Genomic DNA, 18,004 nt, shown 5'->3' on the forward strand with positions numbered 1-18,004 from the left:
CGGCGGGCGCGCCATGATCGGATGAATCGACCGTGAAGAATTTTTTCAATGGACTATCGTTCTCCCAGCTGCTCGCGGGCGCGCTCGCGGCGGTCACGTCGTTCCTGCTGTCGTCGAAGATCGGCATCGCAGGCTCGGTGATCGGCGTCGCCGTCGCCTCGATCGTGTCGACGTCGGCATCGCAGATCTACAAGAACGTCATCGACGCCTCGAGCAAGAAGCTGCAGGACGCAGCCGCGCAGCAGCTCGGCGAGAAGGATGGACGGCAGGAGGGGACCTCCGATGCGTCCGACGACACGCAGACGATCACCCCGGTCGGCCGGCCGGCGCAGGAACGCGGACGCAAGGGCCGCGTCGTCGCGTCGAACGGCGCCGGCGCCTCCACATCGGGGAAAGCGCCGGCGAAGCCGGCTCCCTCCGGGCCTCAGCTCACCGGTCATGACAAGCGCGTGGCGATCGTCGTGGCCGTCGTCTCCGGTCTGGTCGCCGTAGCCGTGACCGCCGGCGTCATCCTCGCGCTCACCGGCGGCAGGGGCACCGATTCGGTCGTCCACGACATCGTCAGCCCGAGCGTGACGAGCGAGGAGGGCGGCGACGTCTCTCCGGCGCCGTCGCAGAGCGTCATCACGCCGACGCCGGAGCCTTCGGCGTCGGATACGGCGTCGACGCCCTCGACGGACGACCGGCGTCAGGACGGCGGCTCGGACACGAAGGACGATCAGGGCTCGAACTCGCCGGTCGTCGAACCGAGCGCGACGCCGTCGCCGTCGCAGAGCGCGGGAACCGGCGACGGGTCGCAGAGCGCGGGAACCGGCGACGGGTCGCAGAACGGCGGCTCCACGGACGACGGGCAGGAGGGAACGACCACGCAGGGCGACTCCGGACACAAGGACGACACCGGCCAGCAGACCCAGTGACGGTGTTCCGACAGGGAAGGTCCGGCGTGTCGCAGAGTGCGACACGCCGGACCTTTGCATATTGGGAATCCATGATGTACACTATTTCGAGTTGGCTGAAAAGCCGATGGGGCTATGGCGCAGCTGGTAGCGCATCTCCATGGCATGGAGAGGGTCAGGGGTTCGAATCCCCTTAGCTCCACGAAGGTTCCTGGCATCAGGTTCCTCCCTATTCGGGGCTATGGCGCAGCTGGTAGCGCATCTCCATGGCATGGAGAGGGTCAGGGGTTCGAATCCCCTTAGCTCCACGATCGACACCCGGCTTCGGCCGGGTTTTTCGTTATCGGCACCCTGCACGACGGAGAGCGTCCGACGGGCCGCGACGGTGCGGCATCGGTGTGAGCGGGCTCACATGTGAGCAGCATGACATGCGTCGCGCTCATTCCACAGCGCAACGGGGCATGTGGCCGGCCGCGGTCGCGTAGTGTGGGGAGTGTACAGAAAGGAGCCCCACAATGGCACAGCTTACTGAAGCGATGAAGGATTTCATCAAGGACAACCTCGCATGGGTCGCCACCGTCAGCCCCGACGGCGTGCCTGACCTCGGACCGAAGATGAGCATGTTCGCGCTCGACGACGAGCATCTCGCCTACCACGAGCGTACCGCCGGACAGACCTACCGCAACCTCGAGAACGGCAGCCCCCTGGTCGTCGCGTTCGTCAACTTCGAGCAGAAGAAGGGCTACCGCTTCCGCGGCGAGGTCATCCTGCACACCGACGACGCGGTCTACGACGAGCAGGTCAGGCTCGCGAAGGAACGCGGCACGAAGGTCCCGGCATGCGTGCCGGTCATGACGATCGACACGATCGAGGACCTGTCCGCCGGCGCGCACGCCGGCAAGACGATCGCGAAGGACTGAACCGGCCCCGTCGCCATCCACGAAGCGTAAGGAGTCACAAGGAAAGATGATCACCGACATCGTCATGCTGCGCCACGGGCGCACCTCGATGAACCTCGAACGCCGCCTGCAGGGCCAGGTCGAGGTCCCGCTCGACATCGTCGGCCAATGGCAGGTGGACCAGAGCGGCCTCGCGCTCGCGCAGCGCTACTACTGGGCGAAGGTGAGCAATCTGGCCACCCATCCCGAGCTGCTGCCGGAGGCGCCGGTGGCGACCGTGCGCGCCGTCGACGCCGAGGAGTACCGCAAGGCGCCGGCCTCGCAGCGCACGATGGTCGTCGTCAGCTCGGACCTGTTCCGCGCGCAGCAGACGGCGCACGTCTTCGCCGACATCCTCGGACTCGACGTGCATCTCGACCCGAGGCTGCGCGAGCGCGGCTTCGGCGAATGGGAGGGCATGACGCGCGAGGAGATCCGCGAGCGCTGGCCCGAGGACTTCCGCTCCTGGAGGCGCCACGAGGGCGGCGAGCTCGCCCACGGCGTCGAAAGCCGGCGCGAGGTCGGCGAGCGCGGCGCCGAGACGATCCGCTCGTATGTGCGCCAGGCGCGGGACGTGCCCGGCGAGGAGACGCTGTTCGTCGTCTCCCACGGATCGTGGATTGTCGCGACGATCGCGACGCTGCTGGGCATGGACGTCGACGCCGCCAACGGGCTCGACGCCATGCGCAACGCCTTCTGGTCGCGTCTGAGCCTCGAGCACGGCGCCGACGGCGACCGCTGGCTGCTCGCCGAGTTCAACCACGGCCCGCAGATCGCCGAGTTCGTTGACTGGGAGAACGGCCCCGAGCAGCTGCGCAACCCCGACATGCCGATGTGGAGGCCGATCGCCGGCTGAAGCCGCCCGCATGGCGCCCACGCCGCCCGGCCCCGCCCGGGCGGCGTGTCTCATAGGTGCGGCTAAGCTGTTGATGTTTGCACAAGGACAGGCCGCGTCCGTCGCGCGGCTCGGCGAATGAGAGGCGGGTGATCTCATGCTGCGCATGTTCAGTACCGTTCACGGACAGGTCGAACAGATAGACAAGCCGGAGAACGGCTCATGGCTCGCGCTGTGCGACCCCACCGACGTCGAGCTCACCACCGTCGCCCAGGAGACCGGCATCGACCTCGCCGACCTGCGCGCCCCGCTCGATGACGAGGAGCGTTCGCGCGTCGACGTCGAGGACGACTACACGATGATCATCGTCGACATCCCGACGGTCGGGGAGCGTTCGGGACGCAACTGGTACGAGACGATCCCGCTGTCGATCATCGTCACGCGCACGCTCATCGTCACCGTGTGCATGCAGGACACGCCGGTGCTCCACCCGTTCATGGAGGGCACGATCCGCGGCTTCAACACCTTCATGCGCTCGCGCTTCATCCTGCAGATCCTCTACCGCAACGCGACGATGTACCTGCGCTACCTGCGCATCATCGACGGCGAGACCGACAAGCTCGAGCTGCGGCTGCGCCATTCGATGCAGAACCGCGAGATCCTGATGCTGCTCGAGCTGAGCAAGACGCTCGTCTACTTCAACACGTCGCTCAAGTCGAACGAGATCGTCATGGAGAAGCTCACGACGCTCTCGCGCATCAAGCAGTACCCGGAGGACGAGGACCTGCTCGACGACGTCATCACCGAGAACAAGCAGGCGATCGAGATGGCGAACATCTACAGCGGCGTCCTCGCGAACATGACCGACGCGTTCTCGTCGGTCGTCTCCAACAACCTGAGCAACGTGATGCGCATCTTCACGATCATCTCGATCACGCTGTCGGTCCCGACGCTCATCTTCTCGATGTACGGCATGAACTTCCAGAACGGCATGCTCGGCATGCCGTTCACCGGCTCGCGCTGGGGGTTCCTGATCATCATCGTGTTCGCGCTCGTGCTCGCGCTGCTCGTGCTGTGGTTCCTCACCCGTTCCCGTCTGTTCAAGTGAGGCAGCATGCGTAGCCGTGGAGGAATGAGGGTCCTTGCCGCGCTGTGCGCCGTGGCGGCCGTCTCGCCGCTCGCCGCGTGCGGCACGTCGGTGCAGGTGACGGTGCCCGGGCAGGCCGACGGCCCGATGGTCGACATCGGCGTCGCCGTCGACGAGCCCGGCGTCTCCTGGTACCACGAGGAGGGATACAGCGGCCTGAGCGTCGACGTGGCCAAGTACGTCGCCGAGAAGATCGGCTACAGCAACCGCCAGATCGTCTTCCACGCGATGACGGCGGCGACGCGCGACGCGATGCTCGCCGACGGCACGATCGACTTCGCGATGACGTCGTACGCCTACGAGGGCGGCAAGGACGCGCGCGCGTTCACAAAGCAGCTCGCCTCGCGCGGCGGCGACGTGCGCTATTCGGGGCCGTACCTGATCGCCGAGGACGGGCTGCTCGTGCGCAACGACGAACGTGCGGCGATCCGCGGAGCCGGCGACGTGCGCGGCCGCAGCGTGTGCGTCGTCGCACACGACGGCGTGCGCGAACAGCTCGCCGCACACATCGACGGCGTACGCTTCCGCGAGGAGGACGACTTCTCCCGCTGCGTCTCCGCGCTGCTCGCCGGCGAGGCCGACGCCGTGGCCGGCGCGCGTCCGGTGCTCGCCGGCCTGCGCGCCCAGGCCGGCGCCGAATACGTGAGCCTCGTCGATGCGTCCTTCGGCGAGCGCGGCTACGGCATCGCGATCGCCGGCGGCGACGAGCTGCTCGCGCAGATGAACACGACGCTGCAGGGCATGATCTACGACGGATCGTGGGACCGGATCGTCGACGAGGCGGGCCGCGCGCTCGGCGTCGACGCGGACCTGAGACTCAACCCGCCCGACATCGTCGACTCGCGCTACGAGGAATGAGCCGCACGTTCGCACTGCGGACGGCGCGGAGGGCACTGTCCAGCTGAAAAACGATAATCGTGCCCTATGAGTGAGAACGAAGCGAGCGCGCCGGCGCAGGCGCACGATGCGGATCAGTCCGCATTCCGGTACAACGCCGCGATGGCGCAGACCATCGAAGGCAAATGGCAGAGGATCTGGGACGAGCAGGGCACGTTCTGGGCGGCGAACGTCGAAGGCGGGCTGACCGACGGCGAGGGCCGGCACGCGGACGGCCGCCGGCCGTTCTTCGCGATGGACATGTTCCCGTACCCGTCGGGCAAGGGCCTGCATGTGGGCCATCCGCTCGGCTACCTCGCCTCCGACGTCGTCAGCCGCTACCACCGCATGAAGGGCGAGAACGTGCTGCACGCAATGGGCTACGACGCCTTCGGCCTGCCGGCCGAACAGTTCGCGGTGAAGACCGGACAGCATCCGCGCGTGACGACCGAGCAGAACATCGCGAACATGCGCCGCCAGCTGCACCGCATGGGCCTGAGCTTCGACGACCGCCGCTCCTTCGCGACGATCGAGCCCGGCTACGTGCGCTGGACGCAGTGGATCTTCTCGCGCATCTTCGACGCATGGTACGACCCGGACAAGCGCAACCCGAGCGGTTCGATGGGCTGCGCGCGCCCGATCGGCGAGCTCGTCGAGCAGTTCCGCTCCGGCGCCCGCCCGATCGACGGCCATGAGGGCCGCGCCTGGGACGACCTGAGCGAGGCCGAGCAGGCGGACGTGCTCAACGAGTACCGCCTCGCCTACATCTCGAAGTCGCCGGTCAACTGGTGCCCGGGTCTGGGCACCGTGCTGGCGAACGAGGAGGTGACCGCCGAGGGACGTTCCGAACGCGGCAACTACCCGGTGTTCCAGCGCGAGCTGCGCCAGTGGTCGATGCGCATCACCGCCTACGGCCACCGCCTGATCGAGGACCTCGACACGATCGACTGGCCCGAGAAGGTCAAGCTCATGCAGCGCAACTGGATCGGCGAGTCGCATGGCGCGTCGGTGCATTTCAAGGTGCGCGCCGGCGACGGCCTCGAGGACATGGAGATCTACACGACCCGTCCGGACACGCTGTTCGGCACGACCTTCTGCGTCGTCTCCCCGGAGCATCCGCTGCTGATGCACGTGCCCGAACAGTGGCCCGACGGCGTGAGCGGGCAGTGGACCGGCGGCTATGCGACGCCGCTCGAAGCCGTGGCCGCCTACCGCACGGTGGCGGAGTCGAAGACGGCCGCCGACCGCGTCAACGAGGCCGGAGAGAAGACCGGCCTGTTCACCGGCCTGTATGCGATCAACCCGATCACCGGCGCCGAACTGCCGGTGTTCACCGCCGACTACGTGCTGATGGACTACGGCACCGGCGCGATCATGGCGGTGCCGGGCGGCGACCAGCGCGACTACGACTTCGCGGCCAAGTACGGCCTGCCGGTCATCTACACCGTCGCGCCGCTGCCCGACGGCGGCGACACGCTCGCGAACTACGAGGGCAAGGCACCGTACACCTCCCATGACGGCGTCGTCGTCAACTCGTCGGTCGACGCCACCTGGGCGCGCGGCGACGCGCTCGACATCAACGGCATGGGCGTCGACGACGCGATCGCGGCCGTCACCGCGTGGCTCGAGCAGGCGCAGGTCGGCCACGGCACCGTCAGCTACCGCCTGCGCGACTGGCTCTTCAGCCGTCAGCGCTACTGGGGCGAGCCGTTCCCGATCGTCTATGATGACGAGGGCGTACCGCATCTCGTGCCCGATTCGATGCTGCCGATCAACCTGCCGGAGGTGCCCGACTACAGCCCGAAGACCTTCGACCCGGAGGACGCGCAGTCCAACCCGGAGGCCCCGCTGAGCCGCAACGGGGACTGGGTCGAGGTCACGCTCGACCTGGGCGACGGCCCCAGGCGCTACCACCGCGAGACGAACACGATGCCGAACTGGGCCGGATCGTGCTGGTACTACATGCGCTACCTCGACCCGCACGACACCGAGCACATGGTCGAACGCGACGAATACGACTACTGGATGGGCCCGAAGCACAATCCGACGGCCGGCGAATCCGGCGGCGTCGACCTGTACATCGGCGGCGTCGAGCACGCCGTGCTCCATCTGCTCTACTCGCGCTTCTGGCACAAGATCCTCTTCGACCTCGGCTACGTGGATTCGAGCGAGCCGTTCCACAAGCTGTTCAACCAGGGCATGATCCAGGCCTGGGCCTACACCGACGACCGCGGCGAGTACGTCCCGGCCGACGAGGTCGAGGAGGGTCCGGCGGACGCGTCCGGCGAGCCGACCTTCACGTGGCACGGCCAGCACGTCAACCGCGAGTTCGGCAAGATGGGCAAGAGCCTGAAGAACATCGTGACGCCGGACGACATGTACGACGACTACGGCGCGGACACCTTCCGCCTGTACGAGATGAGCATGGGTCCGCTCGATGAGTCCCGCCCGTGGAACACGCGCAACGTCGTCGGCGGCATGCGCTTCCTGCAGCGTCTGTGGCGCAACGTCATCGACGAGGCGACCGGCGAGGTCACCGTTGTCGACGAGACGCCCGACGACAAGACGCTCAAGCTGCTCAACAACACGATCGCCGAGGTGACGGTCGAGATGGAGGCGATGCGTCCGAACACGGCCATCGCGAAGCTCATCGTGCTCAACAACCATCTGACCGGCCTCGAGCGCGTGCCGCGCGCCGCGGTCGAGCCGCTGATCCTGATGGTCTCGCCGATCGCCCCGCACATCGCCGAGGAGCTGTGGAGCAGGCTCGGCCACGACCGTTCGCTCGCGCACCATCCGTGGCCGCAGGCGGACGAACGCTACGTCGGCCAGGACATGGTCACGGCCGTCGTGCAGATCAAGGGCAAGGTGCGCGCCAAGCTCGAGGTGAGCCCGGACATCGATCCGGACGAGCTCAAACGGATGGCGCTCGAGGCCGTCGCCGACCGTCTCGGCGGCGTGCCCCCGCGCAAGGTCATCGTCAAGGCGCCGAAGATCGTGTCGGTCGTGCCCGGCGACTGACCGCGACACGTCGTGGGGGAGGGCCGCCCGTCAGGGCGACCCTCCCTTTTTCGTTGATATGGCGCCGTTCTTGGCCCATGGCGGAATGTGGACGGAGGGGCCGTCCGTACACATGCTTCCGTCCGGATGGACACGGACACGTCCGGGCCGCGATAGTGGGGCCATGTTCGATGACGATGATGAGGGCCGTCCGGCCGCTCCGACACGGGGAGCCGACGCGCGCCGTTCGCGCCGGCCCGACGTGCCGCTGCCGCCGCGACCCGGTACTGCGCGGCGCGGCGGGCAGGATGGACGCAGTGGGCGATGTGAGCGCGGCTCGCCGGACGATCGCGGCGCGCGCGGTTTCGGTGGCGAGCGCGTCGGCCCTTGCGACGGCGCAGGGGACGCGGACACAAGGGCCGACGGTGCGGACGCCACCGGCGCGCGTGCGCTGCTCGAGGGCCTCGCCGGCGTGCACGCGGACGAGGAACGGCGGGGAAGCGAGCCCCGCACGCGGCCCAGGCTGAGCGTCGAACCGGTGCATGCGCTCGTCGTCATGGCGATCCTCGTCGTCATGCTCGCGGCGAGCCTCGCGCTGCTCGTGCAGCAGTCGGTCAATCTGGCCGCCGCCTCGCCCGAACCGACATCCATCGCGACGTCGCCGCACGCCTCCGGGGACACCGCCCCCTCATGCACGCCGAGCACGTCTGGCGCCCCGGATGCGCAGTCGCAGTCGTCCCGGACCGGCGCGGCGCAGGGACAGCAGGATGCGGCGCAGACGTCGCCGCAGCAGCAGCCAACGACGGATCCGGCGCCGCAGACGGCGCAGCAGGCCCTGCCGGGCACGTCGTCGCAGCCCATCGACCTCAACACGGCGACGCAGGAGCAGCTCGAGACGGTCAAGGGGATCGGGCCGGTGACGGCGGCGAACATCATCGCCTACCGCGCGGGCGTGGGACGGTTCGGTGCCGTCGACGAGCTGCTCAACATCGACGGCATCGGCCCCAAGACGCTCGAGAAGATCCGCGGACAGGTGACGGTGCGATGACCGGCGCGGGAACGATGAGCGATGAGGGAACGGTGGCCGGGACGGCGCGGCGGCGACCGGCCGGCGGCGGCCACGTCGGCCTGCGCGGTCTTCCGGCCCGCTGGATCGACGGCGAATCGGGACACCGCGACCTGCGGATGCTCCCCGTCGCGCTGTGCCTGTGGGCGGCGGCGCTCGCGGCGCGCGCCGCGCTGCCGCCGGACGGCGCGCCCGGACTGCGTGGATTCGCCGCCGCGACGTGCGTTGCCGCCTGCACCGTCATGCTCGCGGCGCTGCACGGCGTGTCCGCCTGGCTGCGCCATGTGCGCGCCGGCCGCGCGCGTCCCGCGCTGCGCTGCGCCTCATGCCTGCTCATGTGCGCGGCGGCGGCGCTGACGGGCGCGTTGTCGACGGTCGTCGCGCTGACGCATGAGGCGGCCGATCCGGCGATGCGGCTGTCCCATGACGGCCCGTCGCGGGCGACCGTCGACTTCAGGGCCCGGGCGCCGGCGCTGCGGTCGTCGTCGCGTGCGGCCGCCTGCACGGTGCGGGCCTCCACGCGCGCCGTGCAGGCGGCCGGCGTGCGCACGCCCTCGGCCGTCGACGTGCAGGCGCTGCTTCCCGAGGCGCTGTGCATGCGGATCGTGCAGGGCGGCGAATACCGCATGGCCGGCACGCTCGCCCGCGCGCCGTGGGACGCGCGCACGCTGCAGCTGACGGTGGCGCGGCGGGACACCGGCTCGGCCCTCGCCCTGCGGCCGCCGGCGCCGTGGCGGCGCGCCGTGCATGCGATGCAGCGGCGGTTCTTCGACGTCGTCGAAGGACTTTCGGACCAGGGGCGCGTCCTCGTGCCCGGACTGACGCTCGGCGTGCTCGGACAGGACGCGCTGGGCGAGGGCGAACCGGTCGACGAGGTCTATGCGCGCCGGCTCGAGGAGGGCAGCCGGCGTGCGGGCATCATCCATCTGATGGCCGTCTCCGGCGGCCACTACGCGCTGCTCGTCGCGGCGGCGACGGCGCTGTGCTCATGGGCGCTCATGCCACGCTGGGCCGTCGCCTGCGCCCGCGCCGCCGCCGTCGCGGCGCTCACCGCCGTCCTCGTGCCGAGCGAATCGATCACGCGGGCCGTCGTCATGCATCTGTTCGCCCTCGGCTACGTGCTGCTGGGACGGCGCAGCCAGACGGCGCCGCTGCTGCTGTGGACGGCCATCGTCTCGATCGTCGCCAGACCGGCGCGCGCAGCCGATCTCGGCTTCGCATTGTCCTGCGCGGCGGTCCTCGGCATCGCGCTCGCCTCCGGTCCACTCGCCGCCGCGCTGCGCCGATGGCTGCCGCGTACGATGGCCGACGCGCTCGCGACGACGCTCGGCGCGCAGCTGCTCACGTCGCCGCTGCAGCTGCTCATGCAGCCGCGGATCGCGCTGTGGGCGGTGCCGGCGAATCTGCTCGTCGCTCCGTGGATGGACGCCGCCACAGTATGCGGACTCGTCGCGTACACGGTCAGCTGGTGCATGCCGCGGGTCGGCTTCGCGTTCGCGTGGTGCGCGTCGCTCGGCACGAAGAGCGTCGAGATCGCCGCCGACGTCTTCGGCGCCGAGGACGGCTCCGCGACGCTTGCATGGCCGTCGGACACGGTCGGCGCGCTGCGGATGGCGGCCGCCGAGATCCTCGTGCTGCTCATCGCCGTGCTGTTGCGCGCGATGGCGCGGCTGCGCGACGGCATGCCGCGCCGTCGCGCCTTCGCGTCGCCCGCGCCCATCGTCCGGTCTCGGCTGTGGTGGCGACGCACGGCCGCGATGCTCGTGCGCCTGCGCTGGCGTCCGCGCACGGCCCGCGCGACGGGGCGTCGGCGGCCGCATGGACGGGTCGGGGCGGGCTCACGGCCGCCTCGCCATCGGGCGTCCGGCGGCGGGGAGGGGAGCGGGCCGTGATTGTCCAACGATGCGCACACATTGGGACTATGGGAGTGAACAACGACGCGAACTGCGTCATCGTCTTCGGTGGCATCGAGTTCCTCAACGAACGCGAGGCGCGCGCCGACGTGCGCCGATGGCTCGACAACCACCGCGACGCCGACTTCGTCGAACTCGACGCGCGCATGACCGAAGGGTACGACTTCGACGAGGCGGTCAGCCCGTCGCTGCTGAGCGAACGCGCCGGCGTGCTGCTCACCCATCTCGAGGACGCCGACGAATCGCTCGGCAAGGCGCTCGTCGCCTACGTGCGCGACTCGGCCGGCGACCCGAACGCCTCGGGCGTCGTCATGCGCCACGCCGGCGGCGCCAAGGGCAGGCGCCTCGTCGACGAGCTGCGGCGCGCAGGCGCCGCGATGCAGCAGGTCGACGACCTCAAGGCGCTCAAGGAGAAGGGCGGCGTGCGCAACTTCGCGATCGGCGAATTCGAACGCCGCGGACGCCGCGTCGAACCGCAGGCCGCCGAACAGCTGGCTGCCGTCTACGGCGAGCACGGCTTCGGCGAGCTGTGCGCGATGGTCGGCCAGCTGTGCATGGACTTCGACGAGGACCCGATCACGTGCGAGCAGGTCAACCGGTACATGATCGGCAATCCGCAGGTCACCGGCTTCAACGTGGCCGACGCCGCGCTCGCCGGCGACGGCGCGCAGGCCGTCGTCATGCTGCGTTCGGCGCTCGTCCAGGGCGTCGACCCGATCGCGCTCGTCGGCGCGCTCGCGATGAAGCTGCGCTCATTGGCGAAGGCGTCCGCCGTGCGCGCCGGGTCGATCACGGCCGCCGAGGCGAAGATGCAGCCATGGCTCATCCGCAAGACGCAGCGCCAGCTCGCCGGCTGGTCGTCGCAGGCGCTCGGACGCTGCGTGCGCAGGCTCGCCTGGGCGGACGAGCAGTGCAAGACGAACGGCGGCGACGCCGCCTACGCGATCGAGCGCTGCGTGGAGCTCATCGCGAACAAAGGCGTTGAGTAACATGGTGCGGGACAGCAACGGCAACATCGGAAGGTCGAAGGACATGGAATCGAAACGATTCGCGGTGCCGCGCGCCGAGGACATGCGCGCGCTCGGCGCCGTCGTGGCGCGGCGCATGCGCGGCGGCGAGGTCATTCTGCTATCCGGCCCGCTCGGGGCCGGCAAGACGACCTTCGCGCAGGGTTTCGGCGCGGGGCTGGGCATCGACGAGTTGATTGTCTCGCCGACGTTCACGATCGCGCGCGAACTGACCGGGACCTTCGCCGACGGACGTCCCGCACGCCTCATCCACGTCGACGCCTACCGTCTGGGCGGCGTCGACTACGCGCCCGGACAGGACAGCGTCGACCGGCTCCTCGACGAGCTCGAATCGCTCGGTCTGGACGAGGAGCTCGAGGATGTCGACGAACGCGCCGTCGTCCTGATGGAATGGGGCGAGCAGATGGCCGCCGCGCTCGCCGACGAACGGCTCGACGTCGTGCTCGAACGCCCCGCCGAGCGTCACGGGATGGCCGACGGGGCCGCGCTGACGAGCGACGGCGTGCGCTATGCGACGCTCACCGGCGTCGGCGCGCGCTGGGACGGCTTCCTCGACGACTTCGACTTCGACCCGCGCCGGTGACGACGACCGACGCACTACAACGAAAAGACGGAACATGCACACACTAGTCATCGACACATCGTTCGGCTCGACCGTGGGCGTCGTCGGACACGACCCGGTCGTCGAACACGACTCGCGCACTCATGTGGAGAAGCTGCGCAACGACATCGACGCCGCATGCCGGCAGGCGGGCGTCGCACCGCACGAGGCGGAACGCATCGTCGTCGGCGTGGGGCCCGCGCCGTTCACCGGCCTGCGCGCCGGCATCGTCACGGCGAAGGCGATCGCCTACGCGACCGGCGCGACATTGCTCGGACAGGACGACCTGACGCCGAACGCCGTGCTCATGCACTACGCCCACCGCCACGACCCGCGCTTCGCCGACCGCTTCGACTACGCCGACGTGAGCGTCGTCACCGACGGGACGCCGCGCGTCGCGCTCACGCTCAGCGTCAACGACGCGCGCCGCCGGCAGCTCTACTTCGGCCTGTATGCCGACCTCGACGCCGGCACCGGCGACCCGACGACGCTCATCGACATGGACATCGACGCGCCCGACCATATCGCGCGGCGCGTCGGCGAGGCCGTCGACCGCTACCGCGACGCCCACCCCGGCGTCGACGTCGTCCTCGACGTCGTCGGCCACGGCGCACGCAAGTACGCGTCCGCATGGGACGGCCTCGCGCGGCTGGAGACGGTGAGCGACATCGGCGCGCTCGACATGGGCGCCGCGGGGCTCGCACTGTTCGCCGACGTCGCGCAGGCGCACGCCCCGGCAGACGAGGGCACGGGCGCCGTCGAGCCGCTGTATCTGCGCAGGCCCGACGTCAGCGTGCCGAACCCGCTCAAGCACGTGCTCAACCACGATCCGGCGCACGGGACGGGCGACGGGGCGGCGACGGCATGATCGTGACCGGCGACATGCTCGACCGCGCGACGGTCATCAAGGCGATGGGTGCGCTCGAACGGGACCTCTTCGGCGCCGGCGCCTGGAGCGAACGCGCCATCGCGCAGGAGCTCGACGCGCCCGCACGCTCCTACTACTTCGACGTGGACGACACGGACGACGGCGCGGGCGGAACGGACGACGCGACCCCGCGCATACGCGGCTACGCGGGATACTGGTACGACGGCTACGACGCGCAGATCATGACGATCGGCGTCGCCCGGGACCATCAGCGCGAAGGCATCGGCCGCGCGCTGCTCGAACGGATGGTCGCGGACGCGAAGGCGGCCGGCGCCGAACGCATGCTGCTCGAGGTGCGCGTCGACAACGATGCCGCGCTCACGCTCTACCGGGGCATGGGATTCGAACGGATGGGGCTGCGCAGACGGTACTATCAGCCCGAAGGCGTGGACGCGTACACGATGAGCCTCGAATTGAGGCCCCGCGTCGTCGGGTTCACGGCATGACGGCGGCAGGACGGGAACACATGACAGGACAAGGTGGAAGCATGGAACAGACAGCAGCGATGGACGGACCGATCATCCTCGGCATCGAATCGACCTGCGACGAGACGGCGGCGGCCGTCGTGCAGGGCGGCACGCTGCGCTCGAACGTCGTCGCGTCGTCGATGGACGAACACGCGCGCTACGGCGGCGTCATCCCCGAGATCGCGTCGCGCGCGCACGCGCAGGCCTTCGTTCCCGTCGTCTCGAAGGCGCTCGCGGACGCCGGGCTGGAGATCTCGGACGTCGACGCGATCGCAGTGTCGGCCGGGCCGGGCCTCGCCGGATGCCTCGCCGTCGGCGTCTCCGGCGCGAAGGCGCTCGGATGGGCCGCCGGCAAGCCGGTCTACGGCGTCAACCACGTGATCGGGCATGTCGCGGTGACGCAGCTGCAGTTCGGCGCGCTGCCGGCGAACACGATGGCGCTCATCGTCTCGGGCGGCCACACGTCGCTGCTGCACGTCGAGGACATCGCGCGCCATGTGGACGTCGTCGGCACGACGCTCGACGACGCGGCCGGCGAATGCTTCGACAAGGTGGCGCGGCTGCTCGGCTTCCCGTATCCGGGAGGTCCGCACATCGACGCGCACGCGCAGCGCGGCGACCCGCACGCGATCCATGTGCCACAGGGGCTCACGCAGGGACGCGCCGGTAAGCAGCATCCGTACGACTTCAGCTTTTCGGGCGTCAAGACGGCCGTCGCGCGCTGGATCGAGGAACGGCAGGCCGCGGGTGAGCTGATTCCGGTGGACGACGTGTGCGCGTCGCTTGCGGCGTCGGTCGCCGACGTGCTCGCGAAGAAGGCGATGCGCGGCTGTGCGCAGTACGACGCGGACACGCTCATCGTCGGAGGCGGATTCTCGGCGAACTCTCAGCTGCGGCAGGCGCTGCTGATGGCGGGAGAGGAGCACGGCGTCGACGTGCGGCTGCCGCGCATCGCGCTGTGCACCGACAACGGCGCGATGGTGGCCATGCTCGGCTCGAACCTTGTCCAGTCGGGTGTCGCACCGTCGTCGCCGGACTTCCCAATCGACTCGGCGATGCCGCTCGAACGGATCGTGATGCCATGACGACGACACGCCGATTTGCATATTCGGTGCATGGCGCGTATATTGTCTTTTTGTTGCGTTGAAGAGATTCGATGCAAGCAGTATTCCTGCGTAGCTCAGTTGGCAGAGCATCCGACTGTTAATCGGACGGTCACTGGTTCAAGCCCAGTCGCAGGAGCCGACAAGCCGCCTCCGTGCGGCTTTTTTCGTTACCGTCGCGCATGCAGGCGCTGCGCTGTGGACGGATTTGTCCAAACCGTGAAGCATGTATGGGGAATTTGTATGCATGCGGGCGAAATCGCACCGCCTATGGGCAAAGCGCGTACAGTGGATGGTGTCGGTTCAAGGCCGACGGCGGAACGGATCCCGTCGGACGCATGGGTGGTTCGCGTCATTGGTTTCGGGGGCGCGGAATCCGCGACCCGTCCGCCGGCCTTGAACCGATTTTTTCGTTTATCTGCGACGGTTCCCGGCTTTGGCGAATATGTGCGACACGCCGATTTGCATATTCGGTGCATGGCGCGTATATTGTCTTTTTGTTGCGTTGAAGAGATTCGATGCAAGCAGTATTCCTGCGTAGCTCAGTTGGCAGAGCATCCGACTGTTAATCGGACGGTCGCTGGTTCAAGCCCAGCCGCAGGAGCTCACCATCATTACCCACGGCGTGTCGCCGTGGGCTTTTTGTTAATTCTGTGTTAACGACCTCGCTTAGTCGTCCCATCAAATTGCCGCTAAGCAAAGCGTCGGCAGTCGTGTCGAGGAAAGTCGCCGTTTTCGCCAAGTCAGCAGCAGACCAATTGGTGCGGCCGGTCAGTTTCAGTGACATTGCCGCTCGCTTGATGCCGAGAGCTTGGGCGAGCTCTGTCTGGGAATAACCATAAAGCCCCAGCAGCGTCTTTACGTTAAATGAGATGGCCTCATTAATGTCCCTATCATTTTGGGTTACTGGTGGGGTCTGTGTCATAGTCAACGGAATCACCTCTTTATGCTATGTTAAACATCTTTATCTGATTCTACGCGTTTGTCAACTTCAAACAGCCATTCTGCATGATGGTCATACTCTGTTTGACGGATGTAAACATATGTTGTATGTTATTCCCAAACAAAGATTAGTGTTGGTGTGGAGTGGAGATGACTGGTGATATGCGCAGCTGGATGCAGGAACAGGGACTGACGTACCGCTCTCTTGCGGCTGAGATGGGGCTCTCGGCCACATCTGTGTGGCAAAAGGTGCATGGGGATGTGCAGTGGCAACTTCGTGACCTTGTGTTCTTTCATGACAAGTTTGGCCTTTCGTCTGATTTTGTGCTTGGTCTCGATGGTGAGGCTGAGCGTACGGACGCACGGTTGGAGGTGGCGTGATGGCTGGGTATGCGGGTTTGCCGTCGTTCGGTGGCGTTGATGGGACGAGGTGGTTCCTGACGCGGGCGGAGCGTTCGTTGATGCAGTGGGCCGTGTTGGACGGCGAGGGGCAGGTGCTGGTGCAAAAGCTGGCCGAGCCGATGCCGACGGAGGCTGATCTGGGTTCGTTGTATGTGCGGCTTGAGGCGATGGGCGATGCCGAGCTGATTGACAGGTTCGCGGCGTTGGTCACCGGTTGCGAACCGTCGGGTCATTTCCTGTTCGTCTATGATGCGTGCCGGTTGGAGGTGCGTTGGCTGTTGCCGCGCCTGCCGTACGCGGATGCGGAGCTCGCGCGTCGCCGTGACGGGTTCGGCATGGAGGCTGCCTCGGTGGAGCGCCGCGCCCGCCTGCTCAATGATGCCGGCGTCTCGTGTCTGCTGGCGTGCGGGTGCATGGAGCCGTCCGAGAGTGCGTCCCGTATGCTCATCGGCGTTGTGAACGATGACGGGCATGTGGGTGATGATGCGGTCGCGGTGCTGCGTGAGATGTGGCTTGGTCTGGTGTCGGCCATTGATCCGGCGGACCGTGATGTGTCGTACCTGTATTCGGGGTCCGTGGCCTTGGCGTTGGCCGATGCATTGCCGTCGCTGTTCGCCGGTCGTGGCGGCGGGGCCCGTGCGTATCCCGATGCGCGTCAGTTCCTGTTCGAAAGGGGCTGATCGACATGGGAACGGCACTCAAGGGTTCTGGAATGCTTGGCGTGTATAGGCTTCCACGGCGCCTTGCTGGCACGGCAACGGTTTGGCCAGTTTCTGATCCGTGGTCCATCGTGAGGAGACCCGCAGGCGTCGGCATTCATCCGCGATCGCGGGGCCGAGGAATCGTCGGGTCTTCTCCAGATTTGATCCTGGTTGTCATGTTTCATTCTTTCCCGCCGCGGCGCGACGTTTTGCTGGGGAACCTGCTGGTTCCGGTTTGTGTGTTGTGCGCGGCGGGATTGCGGTGCGGGCCGTTCGGGCCTGTGCCGTGCGTCTTCCCGCGTCCGGCGACTGGTACTCGTCGGGCGTGGGGGAGGCGCGTTTCCTGCCACGTTCGTCACGCTATAAGGTTTTGGCGCTGGTCGCGGCCCACGTGTCGGGCGGGTGCCTCTGTCGTTTTTTGTTTTTCGCGTTTGGTTTTGATGGTGAGGCTGGGCGTGCGGACGTACGGTTGGAGGTGGCGTGATGGCTGTGCGTAGCCTAGGCGTGTCAGAGTCCGGGTATGCGGGGCTGCTCTCGTGCGAGTCTGCGGTGGGTTGGGATTTTCTCACTCCGGTGGAACGGGAGCTGCTGCGGTCCGTGTTATTGGATATTGATCATTCCGGTGCACTTCGTATGCCGGCCGGTGTTCACAGTACCGTGTCGGTGGATGAGCTGTCCTCTTTGCCGGATGATGCCCTGATCGCCAGGTTTAACGGGTATGTGGATTCGTTGTTGGGGGCGGACTGGCTGTTGTGCATATATGATGTGTGCCGTCCGGAGGTACGGGAATTGCTTTCCGATGCCCCCATGCGTGATGCCCGCTATTGGCGTATGCGGCATGGGACGCCTATGGCAGACGCGGGTGTGGAACGTGCCGCACGCGCGCTGTTGCATGCGGGTCTGCACAAGCCGTTGGGTGAAGCATGCGCCCAACTGGATGAGCCGGTTGAGCGCATGCTGGTTCGGGTCGTGCGTGGCGAGCGTTGTGATCGTGAGAGCGAGATCATGTCGTCTGGCGTGCGTGTGCTGCGCGAATCGTGGACTGATCTGGTGTTCTCGTTCCCGGTCGGGGAACGCGTATTCCTGACCGGGCAACTGGAGGACATTGCCCTGGCCGTGGCGTCGGCGTTGCTGCTGCCGCAGGAAGGGGATGCGTGGTGA

General features: G+C 67.7%; 16 protein-coding genes and 4 tRNA genes. All 20 read left to right on the top strand.

Translation table 11 applies throughout. The annotated features are described in order from the left end of the window. Positions 1 to 32: 32 nt before the first annotated feature. The 20 genes from BcFMB_RS06210 (at position 33) to BcFMB_RS06305 (ending at position 18,004) form a co-directional block, all read left to right on the top strand. Entirely contained in the window at positions 33 to 917 is an 885-nt protein-coding gene (locus BcFMB_RS06210; protein WP_024540893.1) for a hypothetical protein, read from the top strand. A 108-nt stretch (positions 918 to 1,025) separates the two neighbouring features. Beyond that, positions 1,026 to 1,098 (top strand) — tRNA-Ala (locus tag BcFMB_RS06215). A gap of 33 nt (positions 1,099 to 1,131) precedes the next feature. Continuing rightward, positions 1,132 to 1,204 (top strand) — tRNA-Ala (locus tag BcFMB_RS06220). 207 nt (positions 1,205 to 1,411) lie between these two features. Next, the gene (locus BcFMB_RS06225) at positions 1,412 to 1,816 is read left to right on the top strand and encodes a pyridoxamine 5'-phosphate oxidase family protein (RefSeq protein WP_024540425.1); all 405 of its coding nucleotides are present in this window, start codon (positions 1,412 to 1,414) and stop codon (positions 1,814 to 1,816) included. Between the two features lie 46 nt (positions 1,817 to 1,862). After that, positions 1,863 to 2,690, top strand: a complete 828-nt coding sequence (locus tag BcFMB_RS06230; protein ID WP_099721299.1) for a histidine phosphatase family protein — start codon at positions 1,863 to 1,865, stop codon at positions 2,688 to 2,690. A 136-nt stretch (positions 2,691 to 2,826) separates the two neighbouring features. Further along, entirely contained in the window at positions 2,827 to 3,777 is a 951-nt protein-coding gene (locus tag BcFMB_RS06235) for a magnesium transporter CorA family protein (RefSeq protein ID WP_024540427.1), read from the top strand. Between the two features lie 24 nt (positions 3,778 to 3,801). Further along, a complete protein-coding gene (locus tag BcFMB_RS06240; protein WP_024540428.1) occupies positions 3,802 to 4,674 on the top strand; it encodes a transporter substrate-binding domain-containing protein in 873 nt (290 codons plus the stop codon). Between the two features lie 66 nt (positions 4,675 to 4,740). Beyond that, positions 4,741 to 7,713: a leucine--tRNA ligase gene (leuS, locus tag BcFMB_RS06245; protein WP_024540429.1), complete on the top strand. Its 2,973-nt coding sequence runs from the start codon at positions 4,741 to 4,743 to the stop codon at positions 7,711 to 7,713. Positions 7,714 to 7,876: 163 nt separating this feature from the next. After that, positions 7,877 to 8,740, top strand: coding sequence for a ComEA family DNA-binding protein (locus BcFMB_RS06250; RefSeq protein WP_099721301.1), 864 nt, complete (start codon positions 7,877 to 7,879; stop codon positions 8,738 to 8,740). Between the two features lie 14 nt (positions 8,741 to 8,754). Continuing rightward, positions 8,755 to 10,650, top strand: a complete 1,896-nt coding sequence (locus BcFMB_RS06255; protein ID WP_157775153.1) for a ComEC/Rec2 family competence protein — start codon at positions 8,755 to 8,757, stop codon at positions 10,648 to 10,650. A 29-nt stretch (positions 10,651 to 10,679) separates the two neighbouring features. Beyond that, positions 10,680 to 11,660 (top strand): DNA polymerase III subunit delta, encoded by a 981-nt coding sequence (gene holA, locus BcFMB_RS06260; RefSeq protein ID WP_099721303.1) that lies wholly within the window; start codon positions 10,680 to 10,682, stop codon positions 11,658 to 11,660. A 43-nt stretch (positions 11,661 to 11,703) separates the two neighbouring features. Continuing rightward, positions 11,704 to 12,282, top strand: a complete 579-nt coding sequence (gene tsaE / locus BcFMB_RS06265) for a tRNA (adenosine(37)-N6)-threonylcarbamoyltransferase complex ATPase subunit type 1 TsaE (RefSeq protein ID WP_099721743.1) — start codon at positions 11,704 to 11,706, stop codon at positions 12,280 to 12,282. A 34-nt stretch (positions 12,283 to 12,316) separates the two neighbouring features. Next, complete coding sequence (gene tsaB / locus BcFMB_RS06270) at positions 12,317 to 13,168, top strand: tRNA (adenosine(37)-N6)-threonylcarbamoyltransferase complex dimerization subunit type 1 TsaB (protein ID WP_024540432.1); 852 nt, start codon at positions 12,317 to 12,319, stop codon at positions 13,166 to 13,168. Next, positions 13,165 to 13,674: a ribosomal protein S18-alanine N-acetyltransferase gene (gene rimI, locus BcFMB_RS06275; protein WP_024540433.1), complete on the top strand. Its 510-nt coding sequence runs from the start codon at positions 13,165 to 13,167 to the stop codon at positions 13,672 to 13,674. Before tsaB ends, rimI begins: the two co-directional genes overlap by 4 nt. 59 nt (positions 13,675 to 13,733) lie before the next feature. Beyond that, positions 13,734 to 14,780 carry a tRNA (adenosine(37)-N6)-threonylcarbamoyltransferase complex transferase subunit TsaD gene (tsaD, locus tag BcFMB_RS06280; RefSeq protein WP_099721304.1) on the top strand — a complete coding sequence of 349 codons (1,047 nt, stop codon included), beginning with the start codon at positions 13,734 to 13,736 and terminating at the stop codon, positions 14,778 to 14,780. A gap of 84 nt (positions 14,781 to 14,864) precedes the next feature. Then, positions 14,865 to 14,937 (top strand) — tRNA-Asn (locus BcFMB_RS06285). 392 nt (positions 14,938 to 15,329) lie between these two features. Then, a tRNA-Asn gene (locus BcFMB_RS06290) sits at positions 15,330 to 15,402 on the top strand. A 488-nt stretch (positions 15,403 to 15,890) separates the two neighbouring features. Further along, the gene (locus BcFMB_RS06295) at positions 15,891 to 16,121 is read left to right on the top strand and encodes a helix-turn-helix domain-containing protein (RefSeq protein ID WP_198405398.1); all 231 of its coding nucleotides are present in this window, start codon (positions 15,891 to 15,893) and stop codon (positions 16,119 to 16,121) included. Beyond that, the gene (locus BcFMB_RS06300) at positions 16,121 to 16,822 is read left to right on the top strand and encodes a hypothetical protein (RefSeq protein ID WP_099721305.1); all 702 of its coding nucleotides are present in this window, start codon (positions 16,121 to 16,123) and stop codon (positions 16,820 to 16,822) included. Before BcFMB_RS06295 ends, BcFMB_RS06300 begins: the two co-directional genes overlap by 1 nt. Before the next feature lie 504 nt (positions 16,823 to 17,326). After that, complete coding sequence (locus tag BcFMB_RS06305) at positions 17,327 to 18,004, top strand: hypothetical protein (protein WP_099721306.1); 678 nt, start codon at positions 17,327 to 17,329, stop codon at positions 18,002 to 18,004.

This window comes from Bifidobacterium choerinum (assembly GCF_002761235.1).
Classification (GTDB): Bacteria; Actinomycetota; Actinomycetes; order Actinomycetales; family Bifidobacteriaceae; genus Bifidobacterium; species Bifidobacterium choerinum.